This window comes from Olsenella sp. CU969 (genome assembly GCF_905219715.1).
GTDB lineage: Bacteria > Actinomycetota > Coriobacteriia > Coriobacteriales > Atopobiaceae > Granulimonas > Granulimonas faecalis.
In genome coordinates, this window is sequence record NZ_CAJMXC010000004.1 from 23,884 (window position 1) to 47,192 (window position 23,309).

Here is a 23,309-nt window from a genome sequence, read left to right on the forward strand (position 1 = left end):
CACGGTCACGTTCCGGGCGTCAGGCGGCGCCGCCGTCCTCCCCCACCATGCCGTTGACGAGGTTCACGGCCTTCTCAACAGCGGTGACGATGTTCTGGTAGCCGGTGCAGCGGCAGAGGTGCCCCGAGAGGGCCTTGCGGATCTCGTCGCGGGTGTAGGTCTTGCCGGAGCGCACGAGCTCCTCGGCCGACATGATGATGCCGGGGATGCAGAAGCCGCACTGGACGGCGAACTCGTCGATGAAGGCCTGCTGGACGGGGTCGAGGGTGCCGTCGGCGGCCTGGAGACCCTCGACGGTCTCGATGGTCTTGCCCTCGGCCCACGCGGTGAGGTAGAGGCAGGTGTCGGTGGCCACGCCGTCGATGAGGACGGTGCAGGCGCCGCACTCCCCCACCTCGCAGCCACGCTTGACGGAGGTGAGGCCGAGGCGGTCGTGCAGGGTGTCGAGAAGGCACTCGCGGACGTCGTAGCCCACCTGGACGGGCTTGCCGTTGACGGTGCAGCTCAGGATTCTCATNTCCATGATGCGCTGGAACCTCCCTTGTTGGCGGCGTTCACCAGAGCGCGCCGGGTCATCTCTTTGATCAGCTGCATGCGGAAGTCCTTGGAGGCGCGCCAGGAGTCGCGGGGGTGCAGGTCCTCCAGGGCGGCGTCGCCCACGACGGCAGCCGCCTCGGCCACGGTCTTGCCCCGGGCGGCGCCCTCGGCCGCCTTGGAACGGCACGGGTTGGGGCCGGCCACGCCGTAGGCGAAGCGGACGTCCTCGATGGTCTCATGGTCGGCGGCGAGCTTGACCAGGCAGCAGCACCCCATGGTGGCGATCTCCAGGGCGTTGCGCTTGCCGTACTTGATGTAGTCGCCGGTGAACCCCTCGTAATGGTCGCGGGGGATNTGGATGGAGACNAGCAGCTCGTTCTGCTCGCGCACGGTCTTGCCGGGGCCCGCGTACCACTCCTCGATGGGCACCACGCNCTGGCCGTCGGGCCCCTCGAGCACCATCCTGGCGCCGAGGGCGAAGAGCGTGGAGGCGGTGTCTGCCGAGGTGATGCCGTTGGCCACGTTGCCGCCGATGGTGCCGGAGACGCGGAGCTGGGGGCCGCCGGGGGTGTCGCAGGCGTCGCAGAGCACCGGGATGCGCTCCTGGCAGATGGGGTCGCGGTTCACCGCCTGGAACCAGGTGATCGGGCCGATGCAGATGGTCTCGTCGTCGGTGAGGGTGACTCCNNAGAGCTCGTCTCTGAGCTCGTGGATGGACACCAGCTCCGTGGGGCCGAAGCGCCCCTCGCGGATCTGGACCAGGACGTCGGTGCCACCGGCGATCACCTTGGCCTCGGGGTGTTCNGNGAGGTGCCTCACGGCGTNTTGGACGCTCGTTGCCTCGTGGAAGTAGGTGATGTCATNCATAGGTTAGATCAATCCCTCCTTCTTGAATCCCTCAAAGAGCCTTTGAGGGGTCATGGGCGCCTCGTAGAACTTGACGCCCGTGGCGTTGAGGATCGCATCGCGCACCGCGGGGGCGGCGGGGATGCACGGGCACTCGCCGAGCGCCTTGTTGCCGTAGGGGCCGGTGGGGTCGTAGGTCTCCACGAAGTCGGCCGTGAGGTCGGGCAGGTCCATCATGGTGGGGATCTTNTAGTCGAGCAGGTTGTTGTTGCGGATGGACCCGTCCTTGGGGTTGGTGAGCAGCTCCTCGGAGAGCGCCATGCCCACGGACTGGGCGATGCCGCCGTGGACCTGCTGCTCCGCGGTCTTGGGGTTGATGATCACGCCGGAGTCGTGCACCTCCACCACGTCGTTGACCGTGACCTTGGCCATGGGGATGTCCACGGTGAGGTCGACGAAGCAGGCACCCATGGCGAACGTGTTCTCCTGGACGTTGATGCCGTCCTGGGCCTCGATCTGCTTGGCGTTGGTGGGGTGGTAGTACGACTGGATCGAGACCTCGCCGATGGTGGTCACCTCGTTGCCGGCGACGTCGTAGATGACGCCGTCGCGCATGTCGAAGGGGCCCTGGCGCTTGGGGTTGAGGAAAGCGGCGTAGTCGAGGATCTTCTCGCGCAGCTCCTCGGCCACCTTGCGGCAGGCGGTGCCGGCCACGTAGGTCTGGCGGCTGGCGTAGGCGCCGGAGTCGTAGGGCGTGACGTCGGTGTCCTGCTGGCTGACGATGTGGACCGTCTCGGTGGGCACGCCCACGGTCTCGGCGGCCATCTGGGAGAAGACGGTGTCGGCGCCCTGGCCGATCTCGGTGGCGCCCATCTGCAGCATGATGGAGCCGTCCTGGGCGAGGTGCATGCGGACGTTGGAGGTCTCGAGGGAGAGGCCGGCCACCGACGTCTTGTAGGAGAAGAGGGCCATGCCCACGCCGCGGCGCACGGGGCCGGTCTGGTCCTTGTAGGCGGCGCGCTTCTCGTCCCAGCCGATGAGCTCCTTGCCCTTGGCCACGCACTCGTCGATGCCGCGGGAGTAGCAGCAGAGGGGGCCGGGCCAGAACGGGTCCTTGTAGCCGAGCTCCATGAAGTTGTTGAGGCGGAACTCGGCGCCGTCCCAGCCCATGTCGTAGGCGATGTCGCTCATGAGCACCTCGGCCGCCCAGTTGCCCTCGGGCACGCCGTAGGCGCGCATGGCGCCGGCGCAGGTCTCGTTGGAGTAGAACGTGGTGGCCACGCCGTGGTGCGCCAGCTCCTTGGCGGAGTACTCCTGGCGGAACGAGTTGGCGGTGTTGGCCATGAGCGCGTGGCCGTGGGCGGCGTAGGAGCCCTGGTTGGACCAGCCCTCGAGGCTGCGGGCCTTGAGGTTCATGTCGTCGTCCCACGCGGCGTCGATGTGGCACTCCTTGGGCTGGCGGGAGCGCGTGTAGGCGAAGACCTCCTCGCGGGTGAGCTCGAGCAGCACGCAGCGGCCGCCCACCTTCTCGCAGAGCCAGGCGTTGAGGGGCTCGTAGAGGATGTCCTGCTTGTTGCCGAAGCCGCCGCCGATGTAGGGCTTGATCACGCGGATGTCGCCCCACGGGCGCCCGAGTGCCTGGGCCACGATGCGGCGGCAGATGTGGGGCAGCTGCGTGGAGGAGACCACCACGATGCGGTCGCCCTCGCCGTAGGCGAAGGAGAGGCAGAGCTCGATGTGGGCCTGGGACTGGCGCGGTGTCTTGACCTCGATGTGGGTGCGGTGCCACTGGGGGTCGTCGAGGATCTGCTCGACGGTCTCGTAGCCGCCCTGGACCTCGGTGCGGTTGTCCACGTGGGCGATGATGTTGTTGGGGCGCGCCTCGTGCAGCGGCGGGAAGTCCTCGGGACGGTCCACGGCCTCGAAGCGCGTGAGCTCGAGCGGGTACTCCTCGTACTCCACCTTGACGGCGCGCACGGCGCGGTCGGCCGCCACGGTGTCCTCGGCCACGACCGCGGCCACGACGTCGCCGTACTGGCGCACGCGCTGGGTGAGGATGTTGCAGTCCTGGATGTCCTGGTGGCCCGGGTCGCACGACCAGGGGTGGCCGGCGGTGCCGAAGGGCTGCTGGGGAAGGTCGGGGTCGAAGCAGGTGTAGACACCCACCACGCCGGGAATCTCTTCCGCCTCGCTGGTGTCGATGGACACCACGCGGCCGTTGCCGACGGTGGCGAGCACCATCTTGGCCACCAGGTGGTCCGNGGNCANGAGGTCGTAGCNGTACTTGGCCCTGCCCGTGACCTTGTCGAAGGCGTCAACTCTCTTGAGCGGCCTTCCTACCTCCTTGAACTCCTTCATCGATCGACCTTCTTTCAAAAGATCTCCTGGCGCCTCCGGGGCTGGGGCCCCGGGGATGCGCGGTTTCCTGCCGACGCTCCCCTACTCGGCCTTCTTGGCGGCCTTNTTGGCGGCCATGGCGGCGGCGATCTGNNNGGGCGTCATCTTGGCGGCCTTCTTGGGCTTCCTAGCATAGGNGGTGTCCTCCATGGGGAGCTTGTTGCGGACCTTGCCGTCGCGGGCCATGTAGGCGCCGGCGATGGCCTGGGCCGTGGGAATGGAGCTGATCTCGCCGATGCCCTTGGCGCCGTAGGCGAAGGGCAGGAGCTCGTCCTTCTCGACGTAGATGGCGTGGATGTCGGGGATGCGGTCGGCCCTGAGCAGCCCCAGGGTGCCGAACTTGGCCGTGGGCACGCAGTCCTTGAGGGGGAAGTCCTCGGTGAGGCCGTAGCCCATGGACATGAGCACGCCGCCCTCGATCTGGCCCTGGATGGCGATGGGGTTGACCACCTTGCCGGAGTCGTGGGCCTGCCAGATCTGGTCGACGTAGCCCTCCTCGTCGAGGATGGCCACGGAGGTGGCGAACCCGTAGGCCACGTGGCTCTTGGGATAGGGCACGTCGGCGCCGAGCTTGTCGGTGGGGTCGAAGAACTCCTCGTAGTACTCGCGGCCCTCGAGGGCCGCGAGGTCGCCGCCGGCCGCGTCGAGGTCGGCCCGGAGGTCGGCGGCCACCATGCGCACGGCCTCGCCGGAGATGAGCGTCTGGCGCGAGCCGGAGGTGGTGCCGGAGTCGGGGCCGAGCTCGCTGCTCACGGGCATCATGCGCACCTTGTCCAGGGGCAGCCCCGACGCCTCGCAGGCCATCTGGGCGAAGACCGTCTTGCAGCCCTGGCCGATGTCGGAGGCCGCGCAGTAGACGCAGGCCACGCCGTCGCGGACCACGATGCGGGCGCGGCCCTTGTCGGGCAGGCCCACGCCCACGCCGGCGTTCTTCATGGCACACGCCACGCCCGCGTGGTCGGCGTTGGCCTCGTAGACGTCGCGCACGGCCTCGAGGGTCTCCTTGAGGGCGGTGGAGCAGTCGGCGATCTGGCCGTTGGGCAGCACCTTGCCGGNCTCGATGGCGTTGCGGTAACGGATCTCCCAGGGCGAGATGCCCACCTTCTCGGCGAGGAGGTCGAGGCAGACCTCGAGGGCGTACTCGGTCTGGCAGACGCCGAAGCCGCGGAAGGCGCCGGCGGGCGGGTTGTTGGTGTAGTAGCCGTAGCCGCGGATGTCGGTGTTCTGGTAGCAGTAGGGGCCCGGGGCGTGGGTGCAGGCGCGCTCGAGGACGGGACCGCAGAGCGACGCGTAGGCGCCGGTGTCGAAGTAGACGTCGCAGTCGAGGCCCACGAGGACGCCGTCGGCGTCGCAGCCCACGGTGAAGGTGGCCTCCATGGCATGGCGCTTGGGATNGAAGNGGATGGACTCGTCGCGGGTGAGCTTGGCCTTCACCGGACGGCCCACGGCGCGGGCCGCGAGGGCGGCCAGATGCTGCACGGAGACGTCCTCCTTGCCGCCGAAGCCGCCGCCCACAAGGGCGTTCTCCACCACCACGCGCTCGGGCTCGTCGTCCCACCCGAACATGTGGGCGACCTCCTTGCGGGTGTCGAANACGCTCTGGTCGGTGGTGACGATGCGCACGCCACCCTCCGTGGGCCACGCCACGGCGCACTCGGGCTCGAGGAACGCATGCTCGGTGAAGGGCGTGGTGAAGCTCTCGGTGACGGTGTGGGCCGCCTCGGCGAGCGCCGCCTTGGCGTCGCCGCGGGTGATGTGGCGCTGCTGGCAGAGGTTGCCGCCCTCATGGATGGCGGGGGCGCCCTCGGCGGCGGCCTCATGCACGTTGNNGACGGGCTCGAGGACCTCGTACTCCACCCTGACGGCGCGCCTGCCCTCCTCGAGGGCGCGCTCGTTCTCCGCCACGACGAGGGCCNCGGCGTCGCCCACGCAGCGAGTGACGTCGCCCTCGGCGATCATGACGTCCCAGTCCTGCTGGAGGTGGCCCACCTTGTTGACGGGGACGTCCTCGGCCGTGAGCACGGCGAGCACGCCGGGGACCTCGAGGGCNTCAGAGGTGTCGATGGAGACCACACGGGCGCGGGGGTGCGGGGTGCGCAGGGCGCTGGCGTGGACCATGCCCTCCTCGTAGATATCGTCGGGGTACTGGCCGTAACCGAGCACCTTCTCGCGGACGTCCAGGCGGAAGGCGAGGTCGCCCACGCCGAAGCCGTCGGCGCCGTTCTCGAGGGCCTCGTCCACGGGGGCCTCGCCGCGCAGCACCGCCGCGGCCAGCTGGATGGCCTCGATGATCTTCTTGTAGCCGGTGCAGCGGCAGATGTTGTTCTTGATNGCCTTNTTGACGTCGTCCTCGGAGGGNTCCGGGTTGCCGTCGATGAGGGCCTTGGCCGCCATGACCATACCGGGCGTGCAGAAGCCGCACTGGACGGCGCCCTNGGCGNCNAAGGCGTAGACGAAGGCGTCCTTCTCAGCGTCGGTGAGGCCCTCGCAGGTGACGATGGTCTTGCCCTCGGCCTTGGCGGTGTTGAGCACGCAGGCCTTCTGGGCCTTGCCGTCGACGACGATGGTGCAGGTGCCGCAGGCTCCCTGGCTGCACCCGTCCTTGACGGAGGTGAGGTGCAGGTCGTCACGCAAGAAGCGCAACAGGGGCTTCTTCTCGGAGGTGCTCACCTGGCACCCGTTGACGGTGAAGGTGTAGACGTCTTCCACGGGACACTCCTTCCTACTGAAATATCTGTTCCCTTGAATTCCGGTCCCATGAGAAGGACCGTTCGACTATTNGAAGTCGAACGGTCCNCGTTCTCCCTTACCTGCAGAGGAGGTAGGCGTAGTCCCTNCGAACCGCCTGGATGGTCCTGCGGACCCCGTCGGGGAGCCCGCAGTCGCCGTCGTCGGGGTCGAAGACGGCCACCTGGCCGTCGAGGCGCACCTTCACGCCGCCGTCGACCTCGAGGAAGCCCTCGTTCTCGGAGTTCTCGAAGTCCTCCTCACCCCAGAACACCGTGAGCTTGTCCTTGTAGGGACGGCCCTCGGAGTANGGGCAGAAGACCGCGCAGTTGCCGCACTCGTTGCACATGCCGTCAACATGGACGNTCTGGCGCTGGCGCATGCCGGGCACGCGCACGGCGACGTTGGCCCGGTTGGGGCAGACCTCGACGCAGGCCNCGCACACCGTGGGGCACCCGAGGCAGCGGGTGGGGGTGCAGTGACCGCAGTCGTGGGCCACGTCGCCGCGGGTGGCCAGGGCGCGGCCGTACTCGGGGTCGATGTTCTGGGCCGACTGGCCGTNGAAGTCGCAGNCCGAGATNGACGCGGCGACCACGGCGGNGTCGGCGATGGCCTCCACGATGGTGGCCGGCCCACGGCGGGCGTCGCCGGAGACCCAGACGCCCTCGACGTTGCTGGCAAGGTTGGCGGACACGGCGGGGATGCCGCGGTCGGTGAGCTCCACGCCGGCCGACTCGAACAGGCCGCACTCGACCTTCTCGCCCACGGCAACGATGACGGAGGTGGCGGGCACCTCGACGGTCTCGCCCGGGGGCTCGGGACGGCGGCGTCCGGAGGCGTCGGGGGCGCCGAGGGCCATGACGTCGCAGGTGAGGCTGCCCTCGTGGAGCTTGCCCGGGCTCAGGAGTTCCATGAACTCCACACCGNCCTCGNGGGCGAACACAAGCTCCTCCTCCTCGGCGGGCATGTAGCGGCGGTTGCGGCGGTAGACGAGGCGCACGTTCTCGACGCCGGGNATGCGCTTGGCGGCACGGGCCACGTCCATGGCGGTGTTGCCGCCGCCGATGNCCACGACGTCGGTGCCGAGGTCGAGGGTCTCCGGGNACTCCTNGGCCTGGGCCAGGAACTCCAGGGCGTCGAGCTCGCCACCCTCGGAGAGGACCTGGGGTGCGGGGGCCCAGGCGCCGGTGGCCACGACGACGTCGGTGAAGCCCTCGTCCTTGAGGGCGTCGACGGAGTCCACCTCCACGCCGCAGCGCACCTCGGCGCCGTAGGCCAGGCAGAGGTCGATGTCCTTCTGGATGTCCTCGTCGGCGATGCGGAAGCCGGGGATCACGTGGCGCACGACGCCGCCGAGGGACTCGGCGCGCTCGAAGATGGTGGCGGGGACACCGGCGCGGGTGAGGAAGCAGGCGCAGGCGAGGCCGGCGGGGCCGCCGCCGACGATGGCCACACGGCGGTCGGAGGACTTCTCGGTGGCGGCGAGGGCGGGGGCCACGGCGGCGAAGCCACGCTTGGCGGCCTCGAGCTTGGCCTCGCGGATGAGCACGTGGGCGTCGACGTAGTTGCGCATGCAGGCGTCGGTGCAGTGGTGCGGGCAGAGAGTGCCGGTCATGAAGGGCAGGGCGTTGCGCTCGAGGACAATGCGCAGGGCGTCGGCGTAGCGGCCCTCGTCCACGGCGCGGAGGTAGCCGGGGATGTCCTGGTGGATGGGGCAGTCGTGGCGGCACGGGGCCGTGAAGCAGTCGGTGATCGGCAGCTCGCCGGGGATGTGGCGCTCGGGCAGCGGCTTGATGGGCTTGCGGCATGCGTCGCCGTGGGCGGCCTCGTCGGCGAGCTCGGCGATGCGCTCGGGGTCGGCGCCGGTGAAGGCCTCNCCGGGCAGCTCGGTGAGCAGGCCCGTTATCTGGNAGAGGCGCTCGTAGCCGCCGGGCTTGAGGATGGTGGTGGCCACGGTGACCGGCCAGATNCCGGCGGAGACCAGGTCGGCCATGTTGTGGGCGTCGGCGCCGCCGGAGTACGACATGCGCAGGGTGCCGTCAAAGCGCTCGGCGATCTTGGCGGCCAGGGCGATGGAGAGCGGGTAGAGGGAGCGGCCGCTCATGTACATCTCCTCGCTGGGGAGCTCGGAGCGGGTGACGTCGACCGGGAAGGTGTTGGTGAGCTTCACGCCGAACTCGAGGCCGCGCTCGTTGCAGAGGGCGCGCAGGCGCTCGATCATGGGAACGGCGTCGGCCCACTGAAGGTCCTCGACGAAGTGGTGGTCGTCGAAGGCGACGTAGTCGTAGCCCAGGCCGTCGAGGGTGGTGCGGGCGAACTCGTAGCCGAGGAGCGTGGGGTTGCACTTGACGTAGGTGTTGAGCCCCTTCTCGCAGATGAGGTGGGTGGCGNTCTTCTCGATCTCGGCGGATGGGCAGCCGTGGAGNGTGGANTCGGTGATGGAGGCGGAGACATGGGGCGTGATGGAGTCGACGAAGGCCTCGTCCACCACCTCGAACAGGTCGAGGNNGNCGCGGGTCCACGCGATGGCNTCCTTGATGNCCTCGGTGTCNGAGGCGTCCTTCATGCCCTCGATGTAGGCGTCGATCTTAGGGGTGGTGATGCCCTCGTAGTCGTAGCCCACGCTCATGTTGAAGACGAAGCCGTCGGGGTCGCCGAAGCCGAACTCGCGGGCGATGAGCTTGCAGGCCACCCAGGCCTTGACGTACTCGGCGAAGGCCTGGGGCACGGTGAGCTCGGTGGACCACTCGCAGTTGTAGGCCTCGTCGGACGCGAGGATGCAGGGCTTGGGGACGCAGGCGGAGAGCTCGGCTCCGTCCATCTTCTGCACGGTCTTGAGCTCGAAGAACCGGGCACCGCACACATAGCCGGCCACGAGGTTCTGGGCGAGCTGGGTGTTGGGGCCGGCGGCCATGCCGAAGGGGGTCTCGATGCGCTCGTCGAAGATGGGGAAGGCGCGCTCGGGGTCGCAGCGCACGACGCGCTGCTCGCCGAAGACGGTGCCCTTGGTGCGGTACTCGTCGAGGATCCAGGTCATGAGGTGGTCGAAGCCGATGGGGCGCATGATGTCGCTCATGGGTGTCCTATCTGTCGGGGCCGGGGGTTCCGGCCGCTTCCTTTGGGGTGAGGATCAGTACTGACGGTCGTTGAGGTCGCCCCAGAGGAGCTTCGACTGCTCGAGGGTCCAGGCGTTGATGGCCGCCTCGTCCACGTCCACGAACTCGCGGTCCTTGTAGACCACGCGGCCGTTGATGACGGTGGTGCGGCAGTTCTTGCCCATCATGCCGAAGAGCAAGTGGCCGTCGACGTTCTCCTCGGAGAACGGGGTGAAGACGTTGTAGTCGAAGACGGCCACGTCGGCGGCGGCGCCGGGGGCGAGCTTGCCCAGGGTACGGCCGAAGTACTTCTCGCCCATGGCGGGGTTGTTCTGGAACAACATGGCCATGGCCTCGCCCCAGGCGACGTTGGGCATGCCGGCGTTGTGGCGCTGGATGGCCACGAAGACCTTGAGACTCTCGAGCATGTCGTTGGTGTAGGCGTCCGTGCCCAGGCACACGGGGATGCCGCGGCGGAAGAACTCGAGAACCGGCGAGCAGCCCACGGCGTTGCCCATGTTGGACTCAGGGTTGTTGACGAGCCAGGTGCCGGTCTCCTTGACGATGTCCATCTCGGCNGGGGTGACGTGGATGCAGTGGCCGAGCATGGTCTTGGGACCGAGCAGGCCGTGGTTGAGCAGGCGCTCCACCGGACGCACGCCGTAGTGGTTCTCCANGGAGTNGTAGACGTCGTTCATGCCCTCGNACANGTGGANGTGGAAGCCCGTGAGGCCGTCGTTGGCCTCGGCCATGAGGTCCATGGTCTCGTCGGAGAGGGTGAAGGTGGCGTGGCCGCCGAACATGGCGGCGATCATGGAGGAGTCCTCCTTGGCGCACCAGCGGGCGAAGTCGGCGTTCTCCTTGATGCCCAGGTCGCGCTTCTCGACGCCGTCGNGGTCTGAGACCTCGTAGCAGAGACAGGCGCGCATGCCGAGCTCGGCGCAGACGTCCTTGATGGCGAAGAGCGAGCCCGGGATCTCCTTGAAGCTGGCGTGGTGGTCGAAGATGCAGGTCACACCGTCGCGGATGGAGTCGAGGACCGTGGCATAGGCGCAGGCGCGGGTGCCGTCGAGGGTGAGGTGACGGTCGATGTTCCACCACTGCTGCTCGAGGTTCTCGAGGAAGTTGTGGGGGTCGCAGCCCTTGATGGCCAGGCCGCGGGCGAGGCCGGAGTAGATGTGCGTGTGGCAGTTGACNAGGCCCGGCATGATGACGCCGCCGTGGGNGTCGACGTAGTCGGCGCCGGGGTTGGCAGCCTTGAGGGCCGCCTCGTCGCCCACCTCGACGATGGTGTCCCCGTCGATGAGGACGGCCCCCTGCTCGAGGTAGGGGTTGGCGGCGTCGCGGGTGATGACCCTTCCGTTACCGATAAGCAGCATAGGGTGTCTCCTTGTGCCGTGTCGCAGATCAGCTACGACTAAAACAGACCGTGGCATGGGCCCTCTCATGCCCCGCCATCCGTGTTCGCCCCAAGGACAGGACCCGGACCGGATGTCCGGCCGTTCAGACAAAATACAGCTTGCGTTTTGGAGCCAAACTTTTTGTCTGTATCCCATCTTGGCATGAGAAGGAAGGGATGCCCCCGCGCTCTCGGCGTGCGGTCGATTTGCGGCGCAAGCGGAAGAAACCACCAGCGCCGGCGGCTGATTTTTACAGGGACCGTTCACCGTGGACCGGAAGGGCGGCGCCCTCCCCCACTCCCCTAATCATTACTTTTTTCCTTGTCCCCCGTTATTCCCTTGTGGGAATATCGACAAAAAACGAGGGGATACCGCCGCGGACCTCTATACTGTCTAACCATCGGGACCCCATGGTGGGAGGAGCATCCGTGACGTCAGCACGAATCGAGTTTCTGAGCCGCCTGGCCAAGGGCCTGGCCGCCCAGTTCGGCCCCAACTGCGAGGTGGTCATCCACNACCTCGAGGCCGCCGACCCCCAGCACACCGTGGTGGCCATCGAGAACGGCCACGTGAGCGGCCGCTTCATCGGGGACGGCCCCTCCAACGTGGTGCTCCAGTCGCTCAGCGGCGACCCACGGGCCCTCCAGGACCGCTACGCCTACATCACCCGCACCGAGGACGGCCGCATCCTGAAGTCGAGCACCGTCTTCTACCGCGACGACGACGGCAGGCCCACGGCCCTGCTCTCCATCAACTTCGACATCACGATGCTCGTGGCCGCCCAGAACTCCATCGGCACCCTCACCGCCCNTGAGGCCTCGGCCGAGGAGAACGCCCCCACCANCCNCCACANCGTCTCCNACCTGCTCGACGACCTCATCGAGCAGAGCGTGCGCCTGGTGGGAAAGCCCGTGGCCCTCATGAACAAGGCCGAGCGCATCAAGGCCATCGGCTTTCTCAACGACTCCGGCGCCTTCCTGGTGCGCCAGTCCAGCCAGAAGGTGTGCTCCTACTTCGGCATCTCCAAGTACACCCTCTACAGCTACCTCGACGAGGCCAACNCCGCGGNCGAGGGGGCCAAGGACGACGNNGGCCGCTGACCGCCCTCCCCGACCCACGCACATATATAAGAGAAGGGGGCCGCATCCGGTGGGATGCGGCCCCCTTCCATGGAAGGCGTCCGGGGCTAGCCCTAGAAGATCTGGCGCCCGGCGACGAACTTGGCGTCGACGCGGCCGCCGGCGTTGGCCTCGTAGCAGAAGCGCTCGAGGCGGTGCTGGGTGTCGAGGTCGACGGTGGAGCGGATGCCGGAGTCGTCGAGGACGAGGATGTCGGCCTCGAAGCCGGGCTCGAAGGTGCCCACCTTGCCGAAGAACGATCCTCCGCCCACGGTGGCGATGTNGATNNNCTCGGGAATGGTGATGGGCTTCAGCGACTCGTCCACGCAGCGCCAGCGCAGCTTGGACAGCGAGACCGTGTGGGCGATGGCCGAGAACATGGACAGGTGCGGGCCGCCGGCCACGTCGCTGCCCAGGGCCAGGTTCANGCCCAGGTCGAAGTACATGCGCACCGGGGCGATGCCGCTGGCCAGGTCGGCGTTGGACTCGGGGCAGAGCGCGATGTAGCAGCCGGTGCCCTTGAGGATCTCCACCTCGTTGGTGGTGGAGTAGACGCAGTGGGCCATGATGGACTTTGCCGGGCCCGCGAGCTGGCCGGTCTGCAGGTAGGTGTCGCCGTAGCACGAGGCCCAAGGGCAGAGCTCGGCCACCCAGTCGATCTCGGAGAGGTTCTCGGACAGGTGGCTCTGGAGCGGCACNTTCTGGGCCNCCTTGAGCTTGCCGATGCCCTCCATGAGCTCGTCGGTGCAGCTCGGGGTGAAGCGCGGGGTCAGGATGGGCTTGGTGTTCTCGTAGCGGTCGCGGGTGTCTGCCAGCCACTGCTCGGTGTCGGCCAGGGACTGGCGGGTGTCCTCCTCGAGGCCCGGGGCGCCGTTGCGGTCCATGTTGACCTTGCCCACGTAGCTCTTGAGACCGGTGGCCTCGAGCTTGTCCATGAGCATCTCGGTGGCAGGCACATGGAGCGTGCCGAAGACGATGGCACGGCAGGTCTCGGAGTTCTTGAGGTCGTCGACGAAGATGTCGTAGGCGCGCTCGGCGTAGTCGAGGTCGGCGTACTTGGCCTCCTCGGGGAAGGTGTAGGTGTTGAGCCAGTCGAGAAGCTCGAGGTCGAGACCGGTGCCGCGGAAGGCGTACTGGGGGGCGTGGACGTGGGCGTCCACGAGACCGGGCATCACGAGCATACCGGTCTTGTCGACGAGCTCGATGTCCGCGTACTCCGCGGGCAGCTCGGGGAACACACCGGCCACGAGGCCGTCGACGACCACCAGGTAGCCGTCCTTGACGGCGGCGAGCTCGGTGGGGCCGGCCGACCAGACGATGTCGCCCTTGATGGTGAAGGTCTTCTCTGCCATGGTGCTTCCTTTCCTTCACGGGGCCGTGCCCCCGCAGGGGCACGGCCTGTCGGAATCGCGCGGAGAACGGTTAGATGAAGAAGTACTTGATAATGAAGAGCACCGTGAGCACCCAGAGCAGGGGGCTTACCTTCTTGGCCTTGCCGGCGCAGGCGTTGATGNGTNTGTAGGAGATGATGCCCAGGAAGACGCCCTCGGCGATGGAGTAGAAGAAGGGCATGGCGGCCAGGGTGATGAAGGCGGGAACGCCCTCGGTGGGGTCGTCCCAGTCCACGGCGCAGCAGGCACCGATCATCAGGAAGCCGACGATGATGAGGGCGGGGNNGGTGGNGANGCTCGGGATGGNCAGGAAGATGGGGCTGAGGAGCAGGGCGATGGCGAACATGACGGCACCGAAGACCGCGGTGAGGCCGGTGCGGCCGCCCTCGGCGACGCCGGCCTTGGATTCCACGGCCACACAGGTGGGGCTGGAGCCGATGAAGCCGGCGCAGATGGTGGTGACGGCCTCGGCCAGCAGGCCCTTGCCGATGCCGGGGATGTTGCCGTCCTCGTCGGCGAGGCCGGCCTTGGTGGCGGTGCCGATGAGGGTGCCCAGGGTGTCGAAGATGGAGGCGAACAGGATGGCGATGACGACGGCCACGAAGCCGACGGTGGCGAACTGCGTGAAGTCGGCCTGGAAGGCCACGGGGGCCAGGGACGGGACGGCGAGGCCGTTGGAGAAGTCGGGGAACAGGGTGGAGAAGCCGGCATCGGGGTTGGGGACGTAGACGCCGCAGACCTCGCAGATCATGCCGAGGACCCAGGTGGCCACGATGCCGATGAGGATGTTGCCCTTGACGTTCTTGGCCATGAGCACGGCGGTGATGATGACGCCCACGAGGGCGAGCAGGGCGCAGATGCCCAGGGTGGAGAAGGTGCCGTCCTGGACGGTACCGTTGAACGAGACCATGGAGACGTAGGTGGACTCGTTGGGTTGCAGCAGGCCGGAGCCCTTGAGGCCGATGATGGTGATGANCAGACCGATGCCGGCGGNGATGGCCTTCTTCAGGCCGAAGGGNANNGCGTCGGCGAGCAGGTCGCGCAGCTTGGTGAGGGAGATGATGGCGAAGACGATTCCCTCGACGATGACGGCGGCCAGGGAGACCTGCCAGGAGTAGCCCATGCCCACCACGATGGTGTAGGTGAAGTAGGCGTTGAGGCCCATGGACGGCACCAGCAGGAACGGGAAGTTGGTCAGGAACGCCATGAGCAGCGAGCCGATGATGCAGATAAGGCACGACGCGGTGAACACGGCACCATGGTCCATGCCGGCGTCGGCCAGCACGGAGGGGTTGACGGCCAGGACGTAGGCCNCCGTCACGAAGNTGGTGAGGCCGGCGATGAACTCCGTCTTGACGTTGGTTCCACGCTCCTTGAGGTGGAACAGGGAGTCGAGCTTCTCTTCCATTGCGCTTCCAATCAGGGTGGGTAGCTGACTTGCTTGCAGCCCCTCTCCCGAGGACATTCGCTAGAGCGCACAAGGACGCGCCGTCCTGGGAGCCGTCCATCACCTCCATACAGGGGACTGCAGACCGGGTGACCGAGGGCAGGGTCCGGTCCTCGATGACCGAACTCTTTGTTAGTGCATATGCCTTTCNGTTTGCCCCATAGNCGGTCCCTTACACCCAACGGACGGNCGCCATCCGGATGGACGGTCCCTTATTGTCGCCAAATGGTATATCTGATTATCCATTGAAAATCGATTGNAATCCATCTGACATGGCCGGACCACGGCATCCCTACCGTCGACGCGGGAAGGCACACCGTTGACCCAGCAGAAATATAACGAGGGAGTCTCGGTGGGTGGTCTTGGGGTATGACAGACAGGATCCTCTTGACATACCGACCCACCCGCCCGGAGAGACCCCTGTGACAGCCACCCCTCCCGACAACGCGACCCTGAGACGACGCCACCGGCTCCAGGCGGTGGGGGCCGACGGGGCCCTGGCCCTGACCGTGGCCCTCGTGGCGGTGTTCTGCGCATGGCCCATCGTGGCGATGCTCGCGAGGAGCCTCGACGGGGGGCCTGCCGCGGCGGCGGCACGCTTTGCCAAGGTCCTGGGCGACTCGTCACCCCTGATCGCGAACTCGCTGTTCTGCGGCATGCTCGCCGCCGCCCTTTCCTGCGCCGTGGCCCTGGCGGTGGCCGTGGTGGGTGCCTTCGGGCCTCTCCGGCTGGGCACGGCCGCCCGCGGCGCCGCGCTGCTGTCCATGGTATCGCCCCCGTTTCTCGCGTCCCTCGCCTACATCCAGCTCTTCGGCCGGCGGGGCCTGGTGACCCATGGGCTGCTCGGCCTGTCGTGCGACCCCTACGGCTGGCTCGGCATCGTGGTGATGCAGGGGCTCTTCTTCTGCGCCGTGAACGTGATGCTGCTGCAGGCGAGCATCTCCCGCATCGACCGACGCCTCATGGCCGCCGCCGCCGACCTGGGGGCGTCGGGCACCCGGGTGTTCCTCGACGTGGTGATGCCGCTGGTGCGCCCCACCCTTGCCGCCTGCTTCCTGCTCACATTCGTGCGCTCCGTCTCCGACTACGGCACCCCCGTGGTGATCGGCGGGGCCTTCGAGACCGTGGCCTCCCGCATCTACGTGCAGCTCACCGGCTACGGCGACCTGGCCGGGGCGGCCGTGCTCAACATCTGCCTCCTGGCGTGCGCCGTGGCAGCCTACGGGGCACGCCGGCACCTGGACGCCAAGGCCGAGCGGCTGGTGGCGGGCACCATGGGCGAGGGCGACGCCGGCACCTGGCGGCTCACGGGCCCCGCGGCGGCCGTGCTCTCCTGCGTGGCCTGCGCCTTCGCCGCCTTCGTGGCCGTGCTCTACCTCGCCATCGTGCGCTGTGCCTTCGTGCGGGGCATGGGCTGGGGGGCGCCCTTCACCCTGGAGAACTTCCGGCACCTGGTCGACTTCGACCTGGCGCCCCTCGGCCGCGGCATGGCCTACGGCGCCCTCGCCGCCCTCGTCGGCTGCGCCCTGGGGGCGGCGGTGGCCTACTTCTGCCACCGCNGGCACGTCGCCGGCTCGCCCCTCCTCTCGTTCGCCGCCGCCATGCCCTACATGCTGCCGGGCACCTGCCTCGGCCTCGGCTACATCCTCTCGTTCAACTCGGGCCCCCTCAAGCTCACCGGGACGGGCGCCGTCATCGTGGCCGTGCTCGCCGCGAGGCAGCNCACCGTCTCGGTGGACGCCTTTTCCAACGCCCTCGGCCAGGTGCCCCGGGACCTCGACCGGGCCGCGGCCGACCTGGGGGCGGGCGAGCTCACCTGCTTCTCCTCCGTGCTCTGGCCCAACCTGCGCGAGGCGGTGGCCGTGAGCCTGCTCAACGGGTTCTCGAGCGCCATGATGGCCTACGGCGCCGTGGTGTTCCTCGTGGCCCCCAGCACCAAGACCGGTATCGTCCAGCTCTTCGACGCGCTCTCGGGCGGCCGCTACGGCTACGCCGCCGCCATCGCCGTCGTGCTCATCGCCATCACCCTCGCCGTGGACCTGGTCTCATGGCGTCTGGCGGGAAGGGGGCGTCGCTGAGATGTTCCTNCNGATNGAAGGACTCACCAAGCNCTACGGCGANACCGCCGTGGTGGACGCCATGGACCTCGGGGTGGAGCGGGGGACCATCTGCTGCCTGCTCGGCCCCTCGGGCTGCGGCAAGACCACGACCCTGCGCATGGTGGGCGGCTACCTCGCCCCGGACGCGGGGACCGTCGAGGTGGACGGCACCGACATCGTCGGGCTGCCCCCCGAGGAGCGGCCCGTCTCCACGGTGTTCCAGTCCTACGCGCTCTTCCCCCACATGACGGTCCTCGAGAACGTGGCCTACGGGCTCAAGTGCCACGGCATGGACCGCACCGCACGCCGCGCCGAGGCACGGTCCATGCTCGCCTCGGNGGCCATGGGGGAGCTGGCCGACGCCTACCCGGCCCAGCTCTCCGGCGGTCAGCAGCAGCGCGTGGCCCTCGCCCGCTCCCTGGTGCTCAAACCCAAGGTGCTCCTGCTCGACGAACCCCTGAGCAACCTCGACACGGGCCTCAGGGAGGCCATGCGCCGCGAGATCCGCACCATCCAGCGCGACTTCGACCTCACCATGCTCTTTGTCACCCACGACCAGCGGGAGGCCATGGCCCTCGGCGACACGGTGGCCGTCATGGACGGGGGCAGGATCCTGCAGCAGGGCACCCCGGAGGAGGTCTACCTCCACCCCGCCGACGANTTCNGCGCCCGGTTCCTCGGCCCGGTGAACGAGCTGCNCGGCCCGGACGGCCCCGTGTTCGCCCGCATCGAGGACGTGGCCGTGGTCGACCGCGGCCCGTGGGAGGGCACCGTGGAGTCGTGCACCTTCCTCGGCGACGAGCTCTCCTACACGGTGTCGGTCTCAGGGCACCCCATCACCATCCGGTCGCAAAACCGGGAGCACCTCACCGTGGGCTCTTCCGTGTTTCTCGACATAGCCCATAGGCTCACATGGAAAGGAACAGCGTCATGAAGCTCAACCTCTCGAGAANGTCGTTCATCGGTGCNGCCGCAGCCCTCGTGCCCGCCGCGGCCCTGGCCGGATGCAACGGCACCTCCTCGGACGACGGCTCCTCCTCCGACCAGGGGGGCGCCTCCTCGGACAAGANCCTCCAGGTGGTGTGCACCAACGAGTCGTACAAGGCCCTGTTCGACATGTTCACCAAGGACAAGGGCATGCCCGTGGAGTTCGTCTCCATGTCGAGCGGCGACGNGCTCTCCAAGCTCCGGGNCGANGNNGGCACCCCCAGCGCCGACCTGTGGTTCGGCGGCGGCATCGACTCGTTCATGGCCGCGGCCGCCGACGGCCTGCTCGAGGCCGTGGACTTCCCGGACGCCGACAGGTTCGCCGAGGGCTTCAAGAGCCCCGACAACTACTGGTTCTCCAAGGGCGTCACGGTGGTGGGCTTCATCGCCAACGACGACCTGCTCAAGGAGGTCGGCGCCTCCTCCCCCGCCGCCTGGACCGACCTGGTGAAGACCGAGTACAAGGACGAGATCGTCATGAGCTCGCCCGCCGTCTCCGGCACCAACTATGCCGCCGTGGCCGCCATCCTGCAGACCATGGGCGAGACCGACGGCTGGAAGTACCTCGAGGAGCTCAACGCCAACATCCCCTTCTACACCAAGCGCGGCAGCGACCCGGCCACCCGCGTCTCCCAGGGAGAGATCGCCGTGGGCATCACCTACCTCGACCGCACCCTGGACGACCTGCTCACCGACGACATCCACACCATCCAGCCCACGGACGGCATGCCCTACATGCCCGACGGCGTGGCCGCCTTCAAGGGTGCCGCCAACGTGGACGGCGCCAAAGAGTTCATCGAGTGGCTCTTCTCTAGCGACGAGAACCTCAAGGAGCTGGCCGCCATCGACAAGAAGAACACCATCAAGCTCTGCATCCCGTCCCTCGAGGGCGTGGAGCTGGACTTCGACGAGAAGGCCCTCATGAAGGAGGATATCTCGCAGTTCGGTGAGATACGCGACGCTGTCCTGGAGAGGTGGGACCAGATGACGAGCGGCAAGGAGGTCCAGGAGGGCTCGAAGTAGGGCCGCACCCCAAACCCCCTCGCCGCAAAGGGCCCCTCGACGAGCGAACGTCCGCTCGCCGAGGGGCCCTCCATTTGACGCCTGATGCGACAGCGGTGCCTGGCCCATCTGTCACTTCGCATGTTGCGATATCTATCGGTAGGGTCGAGGCGCNCGCCAGGCCGGCGGTGCGCCTCGGCCCCGCCGTGGGACAAAAGTGCCCGGGTGTTGGGACAGGTGCCGGGACGGCGGTCAGCGCACGCGGATGCGTGGGGCGCCCTCCCCTGCCGCCACCATACGGCCCACGGCGCAGGCCGCCAGGACGCGCCCGTCGGCCGTCAGGGTCGCCACGAAGGCATCCGCCTCCTCGGCGGGCACGGCGAACAGCAGGCCGCCCGAGGTCTCGGGGGTGAAGAGCAGGTCGAGTAGGGCGAGCTCGGTGTCTCCGCCGTCCACGTAGTCCGCGGCGAANTGGCGGTTGCGGTAGGTGCCGGCGGGCAGCAGACCCAGCCTCGCCGCCTCCAGGGCGCCGGGCAGCNNGTCGAAGGCGCCGGCGTCCACCTCGCAGGCGAGGCCGGCCCCCTGGGCCATCTCCAGCAGGTGCCCCATGACGCCGAAGCCNGTGNCGTCGGTGGCGGCGTCCACGGTGAAGCCGCCCTCAAGGGCCACGTCGTGGGGCCAGCGGTTGAGGCGCATCATGGCCTCCTCAGCGAGCGACAGCTGCTCGGGCGTGGCGAGGCCGCCCTTGGCGGCGGTCACCACGATGCCGATACCCAGGGGCTTGGTGTAGACGAGGACGTCTNCCTCCCGGGCNNANGCGTTGGTCCACNTGGAGCCCGGTTCCNNGAAGCCGGTGACGGACAGGCCGTACTTGGGCTCCTCGTCGTAGATGGAATGGCCGCCCACGATGGAGGCGCCGGCCTCGTAGACCTTCTCGTAGCCGCCGCGGAGGATCTGGTGCACCACGTCTTTGGGCATGTCCTCGGGGACGGCCATGATGTTGAGGGCCACCTTGGGCTCGCCGCCCATGGCCCNGACGTCGGAGAGGGCGTTGGCGGCGGCGATGGCGCCATAGGTGTAGGGGTCGTCGGCGATGGGCGGGAAGAAGTCGAGCGTCTCCACGATGGCGAGGTCCTCGGAGACCCTGTACACCGCGGCGTCGTCGCTCTTNTCGAAGCCCCCNAGCAGGTTGNGGTCGCGGCGCACGTCGAGGCCCTCCAGGAGCCTGGCGAGCTCGCCGGCACCCACCTTGGCGCCGCACCCCGCGCACTCCGCGAGCTTGGTGAGCTTGATCGGCTGGGTCATGGTTCTTCCCTTCTCTAGAGCTCGAGCTCCTGGATGCTCTCTATGGCGAACCTCCNTCGGGCCACGGCCTCGAAGGCCCCGCGGTCGGCCGGGTCCATGGACCAGGAGAGCCCGCAGGTGGCGCGCACGGCCACCGGCGTGGGGATGAGCCTGCCGGCGATGCCGGCCCCCNTGCAGAGGGCCTCCGCCTCCACGGCGTCGTGGGTGGAGGCGAAGGTCGCCACGGCCCTGAGCCTCTTGCGCCTGCCCATGTCAGCCCTCCTCGGAGGCCATGGCCGCGAGAGCGGCGAGGGCCGCATCCACGTCGGCCTCGGTGGTGAACGCGCCGAACGAGAAGCGCACGGCGCCGGTGTCGGACGTCCCGAGCGCCCCGTGCATGCGGGGGGCGCAGTGCAGCCCCGCGCGCACCGCGATGCCGTAGGTCTCCTCGAGCTCGTCGGCGGCCTCGGAGGAGTCCCAGCCGTCGAGGTTGACGGCCACCGCGGCCCCGTGGTCGCACGTGACGCCGTCCAGCGTGGAGAGNTCGTCNGGGAAGNCGCCGTAGACCGTCACGCCGTCGATGGCGCGGAGCCCGGCCACGAAGCGGCGCACGAGGGCGAGGTCGTGGGAGTGGACGGCGCCGACGCCGCGCTCGAGCAGCCAGTCGACGCCCGCGCCCAGGCCGGCTATGCCGTGACCGTTGAGCGTGCCGGCCTCGAGGTGCTCGGGGTAGGCATCGGGTTGGTGCGGGAGGGNCGAGGCGATGCCCGTGCCGCCGCTCAGGACGGGCTCCACCTCCACGCCGGGCGCCACGATGAGCCCGCCCGTGCCCTGGGGGCCGAGGAGCGCCTTGTGGCCCGTGAAGGCCACGAGGTCGGNGCCTGCCCGCTCCATGGAGAAGGGCACCGAGCCNGCCGTNTGGGAGCAGTCCACGAGGAGCAGGGCACCCGCGGCGTGGGCCACCTCGGCGCAGGCGGCCACGTCCACCAGGTTGCCGGTGAGGTTGGACCCGTGGGTGACCGCGACGAGCCGCGTCCCGGGCACGCACAGCCGCTCGAGGTCCGCCAGGTCGAGGCGGCCGCGCCTGTCGGCCCGCCAGAACGAGAGGCGCACGCCCTCGGCGCGCTCCAACCGGTAGAGGGGGCGGAGCACCGAGTTGTGGTCCCAGTCGGTGGCCACCACCGGGTCGCCGGGCCGCACGCAGCCCAGGATGGCGATGTTCAGGGCNTCCGTGGCATTGGCGGTGAANNCGACGCGCTCGGGGGAGTCGCTGCCCAGGAGCCGCGCAAGCGAGACGCGTGCGTGGGCCACGGTGCGGGCGGCACCCAGCTCGGCGTCGCCGGCCCCCCTCCCGGAGCTGCCGAGGTTGCCCATGGCCTCCACCACGNCCTCGGCCACGCACGGCGGCCGGTCGTGGGACGNCGCCGCGCAGTTGAGGTAGATCATGGAANCCCGTCCTCCCGCTAGGTGCGTCGTACCCCTCTGGTATACCAGAGGCGGACGGTCCCCTGCGTGCCGCGTCCCGCGTCTCCGCCATGCCGCCACGCATGGCCGGTGCCGCGGCCACGGCGACGGGAGGACGACGCTCGGCGCCAAGGACCGCCGAGAGNCCTTAGACGGCAGGTGTGAGCGCTGTCAATGCACCTGGTTGCCTTTATCGTGCCGTCAGGCGTCCCTACCGCCGAAANGGGGCAACCGGCCGCGNGCAGGTGAGCAACCGGTTGCCATTATCCGTCCGACATCTGCAGCGACGGCCCACTCATCATGGGTGGACCCGGCACGGGGCCCGCTCCCGGCGCCCCTGGGCGCGGTGCCCCCAGGCGCCCGCCGCGAGCCTCGGGCCGCCGGCCGGCGAGCCGCTTCCGGGCGCGCCCTCCCCCGCCGGCTCGACCTCCTCGCGCCCCGGGAGCACGAGGTTGAGCACGATGGCCGTGATGGCGGTCACCACGAGCGAGGACGAGCCGAGGACGCCCTGGGCCCACTCGGGCACCCCGGGGCCGGCCAGGGCGCCGGAGGTGAGGGCGATGCCCATGCCCAGGGCGACGGAGAGACCCGCGACGGAGGCCGTGCGCTGGGACAGGCCGTTNTTGGTGAGCAGGCGCACGCCCGTCATCGTGATGGTGGCGAAGACGTTGATGGTGGCACCGCCGATGACGGCCTTGGGGATGCCCGGGAGCACGAAGGCGACCTTGGGCATGAGGCCGGCGCAGAGCATGATGAGGCAGGCGGCCACCATCACCTTCTTGTTGATGACCTTGTTCTGGTTGACGATGCCGATGTTCTGCGAGTACCTCGCGCTCGGCGGGCTCGCGGTCGAGGGCGCCGGCGCAGGCGCCGTTGAGGTCGCCCACGATCTGCACGGCACCCACGACGAACACGATGGAGAGCGAGGCGATGGCCGCCGGCTGGAACTCGAGAGAGAAGGGCGTGAACGCGGGGAGCGCGAACCAGGCCTCGCCGGCCAGCCCGTCGAACGACACCATGCCCAGGGCCAGGGAGAGCCCGTAGCCCACGAGGAGGCCCCAGAGGAGCGAGCCGAGCTTGAGCACGCCCTTGCCGAAGTTGGCGAAGGCCACGCACGCCACGAGGGTGACGATGGCGACGAGCCAGTTGCGGGCGCTGCCGAAGTCCTCGGCCCCGGTGCCGCCCATGCCGGCGACGGCGGCGAGCGTGGGCACGTAGGCGAAGGCCGCGCCCATGAACACGGGGCAGCCCCGACCCGAGGTGGCCCACGAGGGGGTGGCTCTGGATGAGGCTCAGGACGCCGGCTTGTTGACTCCCTTACTTTTTGTCTGGTTTTCAGCCGTGACCGTCGGTGAGCGGCACCGTCCGCGGGGGCGAGCGGCATCAGGGTCATGGAGAGCCTCCGCAACCGGTCGCCGACCGGGACCCGCGGCCCGGGGTCCCCATTGGGTACGAGGTCCCCCGGAGAGCCACCGAGAAAGGGCGGCCCGCTCGAGGGCCACCGGGAAAGGAACG

General features: G+C 68.7%; 15 protein-coding genes and 1 pseudogene. 4 read left to right on the plus strand and 12 right to left on the minus strand.

The genetic code is table 11. The features are described from left to right. Positions 1 to 19: 19 nt before the first annotated feature. The 6 genes from xdhC to ssnA form a co-directional block, all read right to left on the minus strand. Positions 20 to 523 carry a xanthine dehydrogenase subunit XdhC gene (gene xdhC / locus JX283_RS00970; protein ID WP_204828922.1) on the minus strand — a complete coding sequence of 168 codons (504 nt, stop codon included), beginning with the start codon at positions 521 to 523 and terminating at the stop codon, positions 20 to 22. Further along, complete coding sequence (gene xdhB / locus JX283_RS00975) at positions 514 to 1,404, minus strand: xanthine dehydrogenase subunit XdhB (RefSeq protein ID WP_204828923.1); 891 nt, start codon at positions 1,402 to 1,404, stop codon at positions 514 to 516. Before xdhB ends, xdhC begins: the two co-directional genes overlap by 10 nt. A gap of 3 nt (positions 1,405 to 1,407) precedes the next feature. Then, on the minus strand, positions 1,408 to 3,741 hold the full coding sequence (xdhA, locus tag JX283_RS00980) for a xanthine dehydrogenase subunit XdhA (protein WP_204828924.1): 2,334 nt from the start codon (positions 3,739 to 3,741) through the stop codon (positions 1,408 to 1,410). A gap of 81 nt (positions 3,742 to 3,822) precedes the next feature. Further along, a complete protein-coding gene (gene xdh / locus JX283_RS00985; protein ID WP_204828925.1) occupies positions 3,823 to 6,489 on the minus strand; it encodes a selenium-dependent xanthine dehydrogenase in 2,667 nt (888 codons plus the stop codon). A gap of 97 nt (positions 6,490 to 6,586) precedes the next feature. Beyond that, a complete protein-coding gene (gene ygfK / locus JX283_RS00990) occupies positions 6,587 to 9,583 on the minus strand; it encodes a putative selenate reductase subunit YgfK (protein ID WP_204828926.1) in 2,997 nt (998 codons plus the stop codon). Between the two features lie 54 nt (positions 9,584 to 9,637). Next, on the minus strand, positions 9,638 to 10,981 hold the full coding sequence (gene ssnA / locus JX283_RS00995) for a putative aminohydrolase SsnA (protein WP_204828927.1): 1,344 nt from the start codon (positions 10,979 to 10,981) through the stop codon (positions 9,638 to 9,640). A 449-nt stretch (positions 10,982 to 11,430) separates the two neighbouring features. On the opposite strand from ssnA, the gene JX283_RS01000 reads away from it, so the two are divergent. Continuing rightward, entirely contained in the window at positions 11,431 to 12,102 is a 672-nt protein-coding gene (locus JX283_RS01000) for a transcriptional regulator (RefSeq protein WP_204828928.1), read from the plus strand. A 92-nt stretch (positions 12,103 to 12,194) separates the two neighbouring features. On the opposite strand, the gene JX283_RS01005 is transcribed toward JX283_RS01000, so the two are convergent. Next, the gene (locus JX283_RS01005; protein ID WP_204828929.1) at positions 12,195 to 13,472 is read right to left on the minus strand and encodes an amidohydrolase family protein; all 1,278 of its coding nucleotides are present in this window, start codon (positions 13,470 to 13,472) and stop codon (positions 12,195 to 12,197) included. A 70-nt stretch (positions 13,473 to 13,542) separates the two neighbouring features. Next, on the minus strand, positions 13,543 to 14,919 hold the full coding sequence (locus JX283_RS01010) for an NCS2 family permease (protein ID WP_204828930.1): 1,377 nt from the start codon (positions 14,917 to 14,919) through the stop codon (positions 13,543 to 13,545). Between the two features lie 461 nt (positions 14,920 to 15,380). Between JX283_RS01010 and JX283_RS01015 the strand changes: the two genes are divergently transcribed. The 3 genes from JX283_RS01015 (at position 15,381) to JX283_RS01025 (ending at position 19,067) form a co-directional block, all read left to right on the plus strand. Further along, positions 15,381 to 17,036, plus strand: coding sequence for an iron ABC transporter permease (locus JX283_RS01015; RefSeq protein WP_204828931.1), 1,656 nt, complete (start codon positions 15,381 to 15,383; stop codon positions 17,034 to 17,036). Position 17,037: 1 nt separating this feature from the next. Beyond that, positions 17,038 to 17,991, plus strand: coding sequence for an ABC transporter ATP-binding protein (locus JX283_RS01020; protein WP_204828932.1), 954 nt, complete (start codon positions 17,038 to 17,040; stop codon positions 17,989 to 17,991). Then, entirely contained in the window at positions 17,988 to 19,067 is a 1,080-nt protein-coding gene (locus JX283_RS01025; protein WP_204828933.1) for an extracellular solute-binding protein, read from the plus strand. The genes JX283_RS01020 and JX283_RS01025 overlap by 4 nt, the downstream gene beginning before the upstream one ends. 231 nt (positions 19,068 to 19,298) lie before the next feature. On the opposite strand, the gene selD is transcribed toward JX283_RS01025, so the two are convergent. The 4 genes and pseudogenes from selD to JX283_RS01045 all read right to left on the minus strand — a co-directional run bounded on the left by selD (position 19,299) and on the right by JX283_RS01045 (position 23,029). Further along, a complete protein-coding gene (gene selD / locus JX283_RS01030) occupies positions 19,299 to 20,351 on the minus strand; it encodes a selenide, water dikinase SelD (RefSeq protein WP_204828934.1) in 1,053 nt (350 codons plus the stop codon). Between the two features lie 14 nt (positions 20,352 to 20,365). After that, entirely contained in the window at positions 20,366 to 20,602 is a 237-nt protein-coding gene (locus tag JX283_RS01035) for a DUF3343 domain-containing protein (protein WP_204828935.1), read from the minus strand. Position 20,603: 1 nt separating this feature from the next. Then, on the minus strand, positions 20,604 to 21,776 hold the full coding sequence (locus tag JX283_RS01040; RefSeq protein WP_204828936.1) for an aminotransferase class V-fold PLP-dependent enzyme: 1,173 nt from the start codon (positions 21,774 to 21,776) through the stop codon (positions 20,604 to 20,606). A gap of 316 nt (positions 21,777 to 22,092) precedes the next feature. Continuing rightward, a pseudogene (locus JX283_RS01045) lies at positions 22,093 to 23,029 on the minus strand (uracil-xanthine permease family protein). Positions 23,030 to 23,309 lie beyond the last annotated feature (280 nt).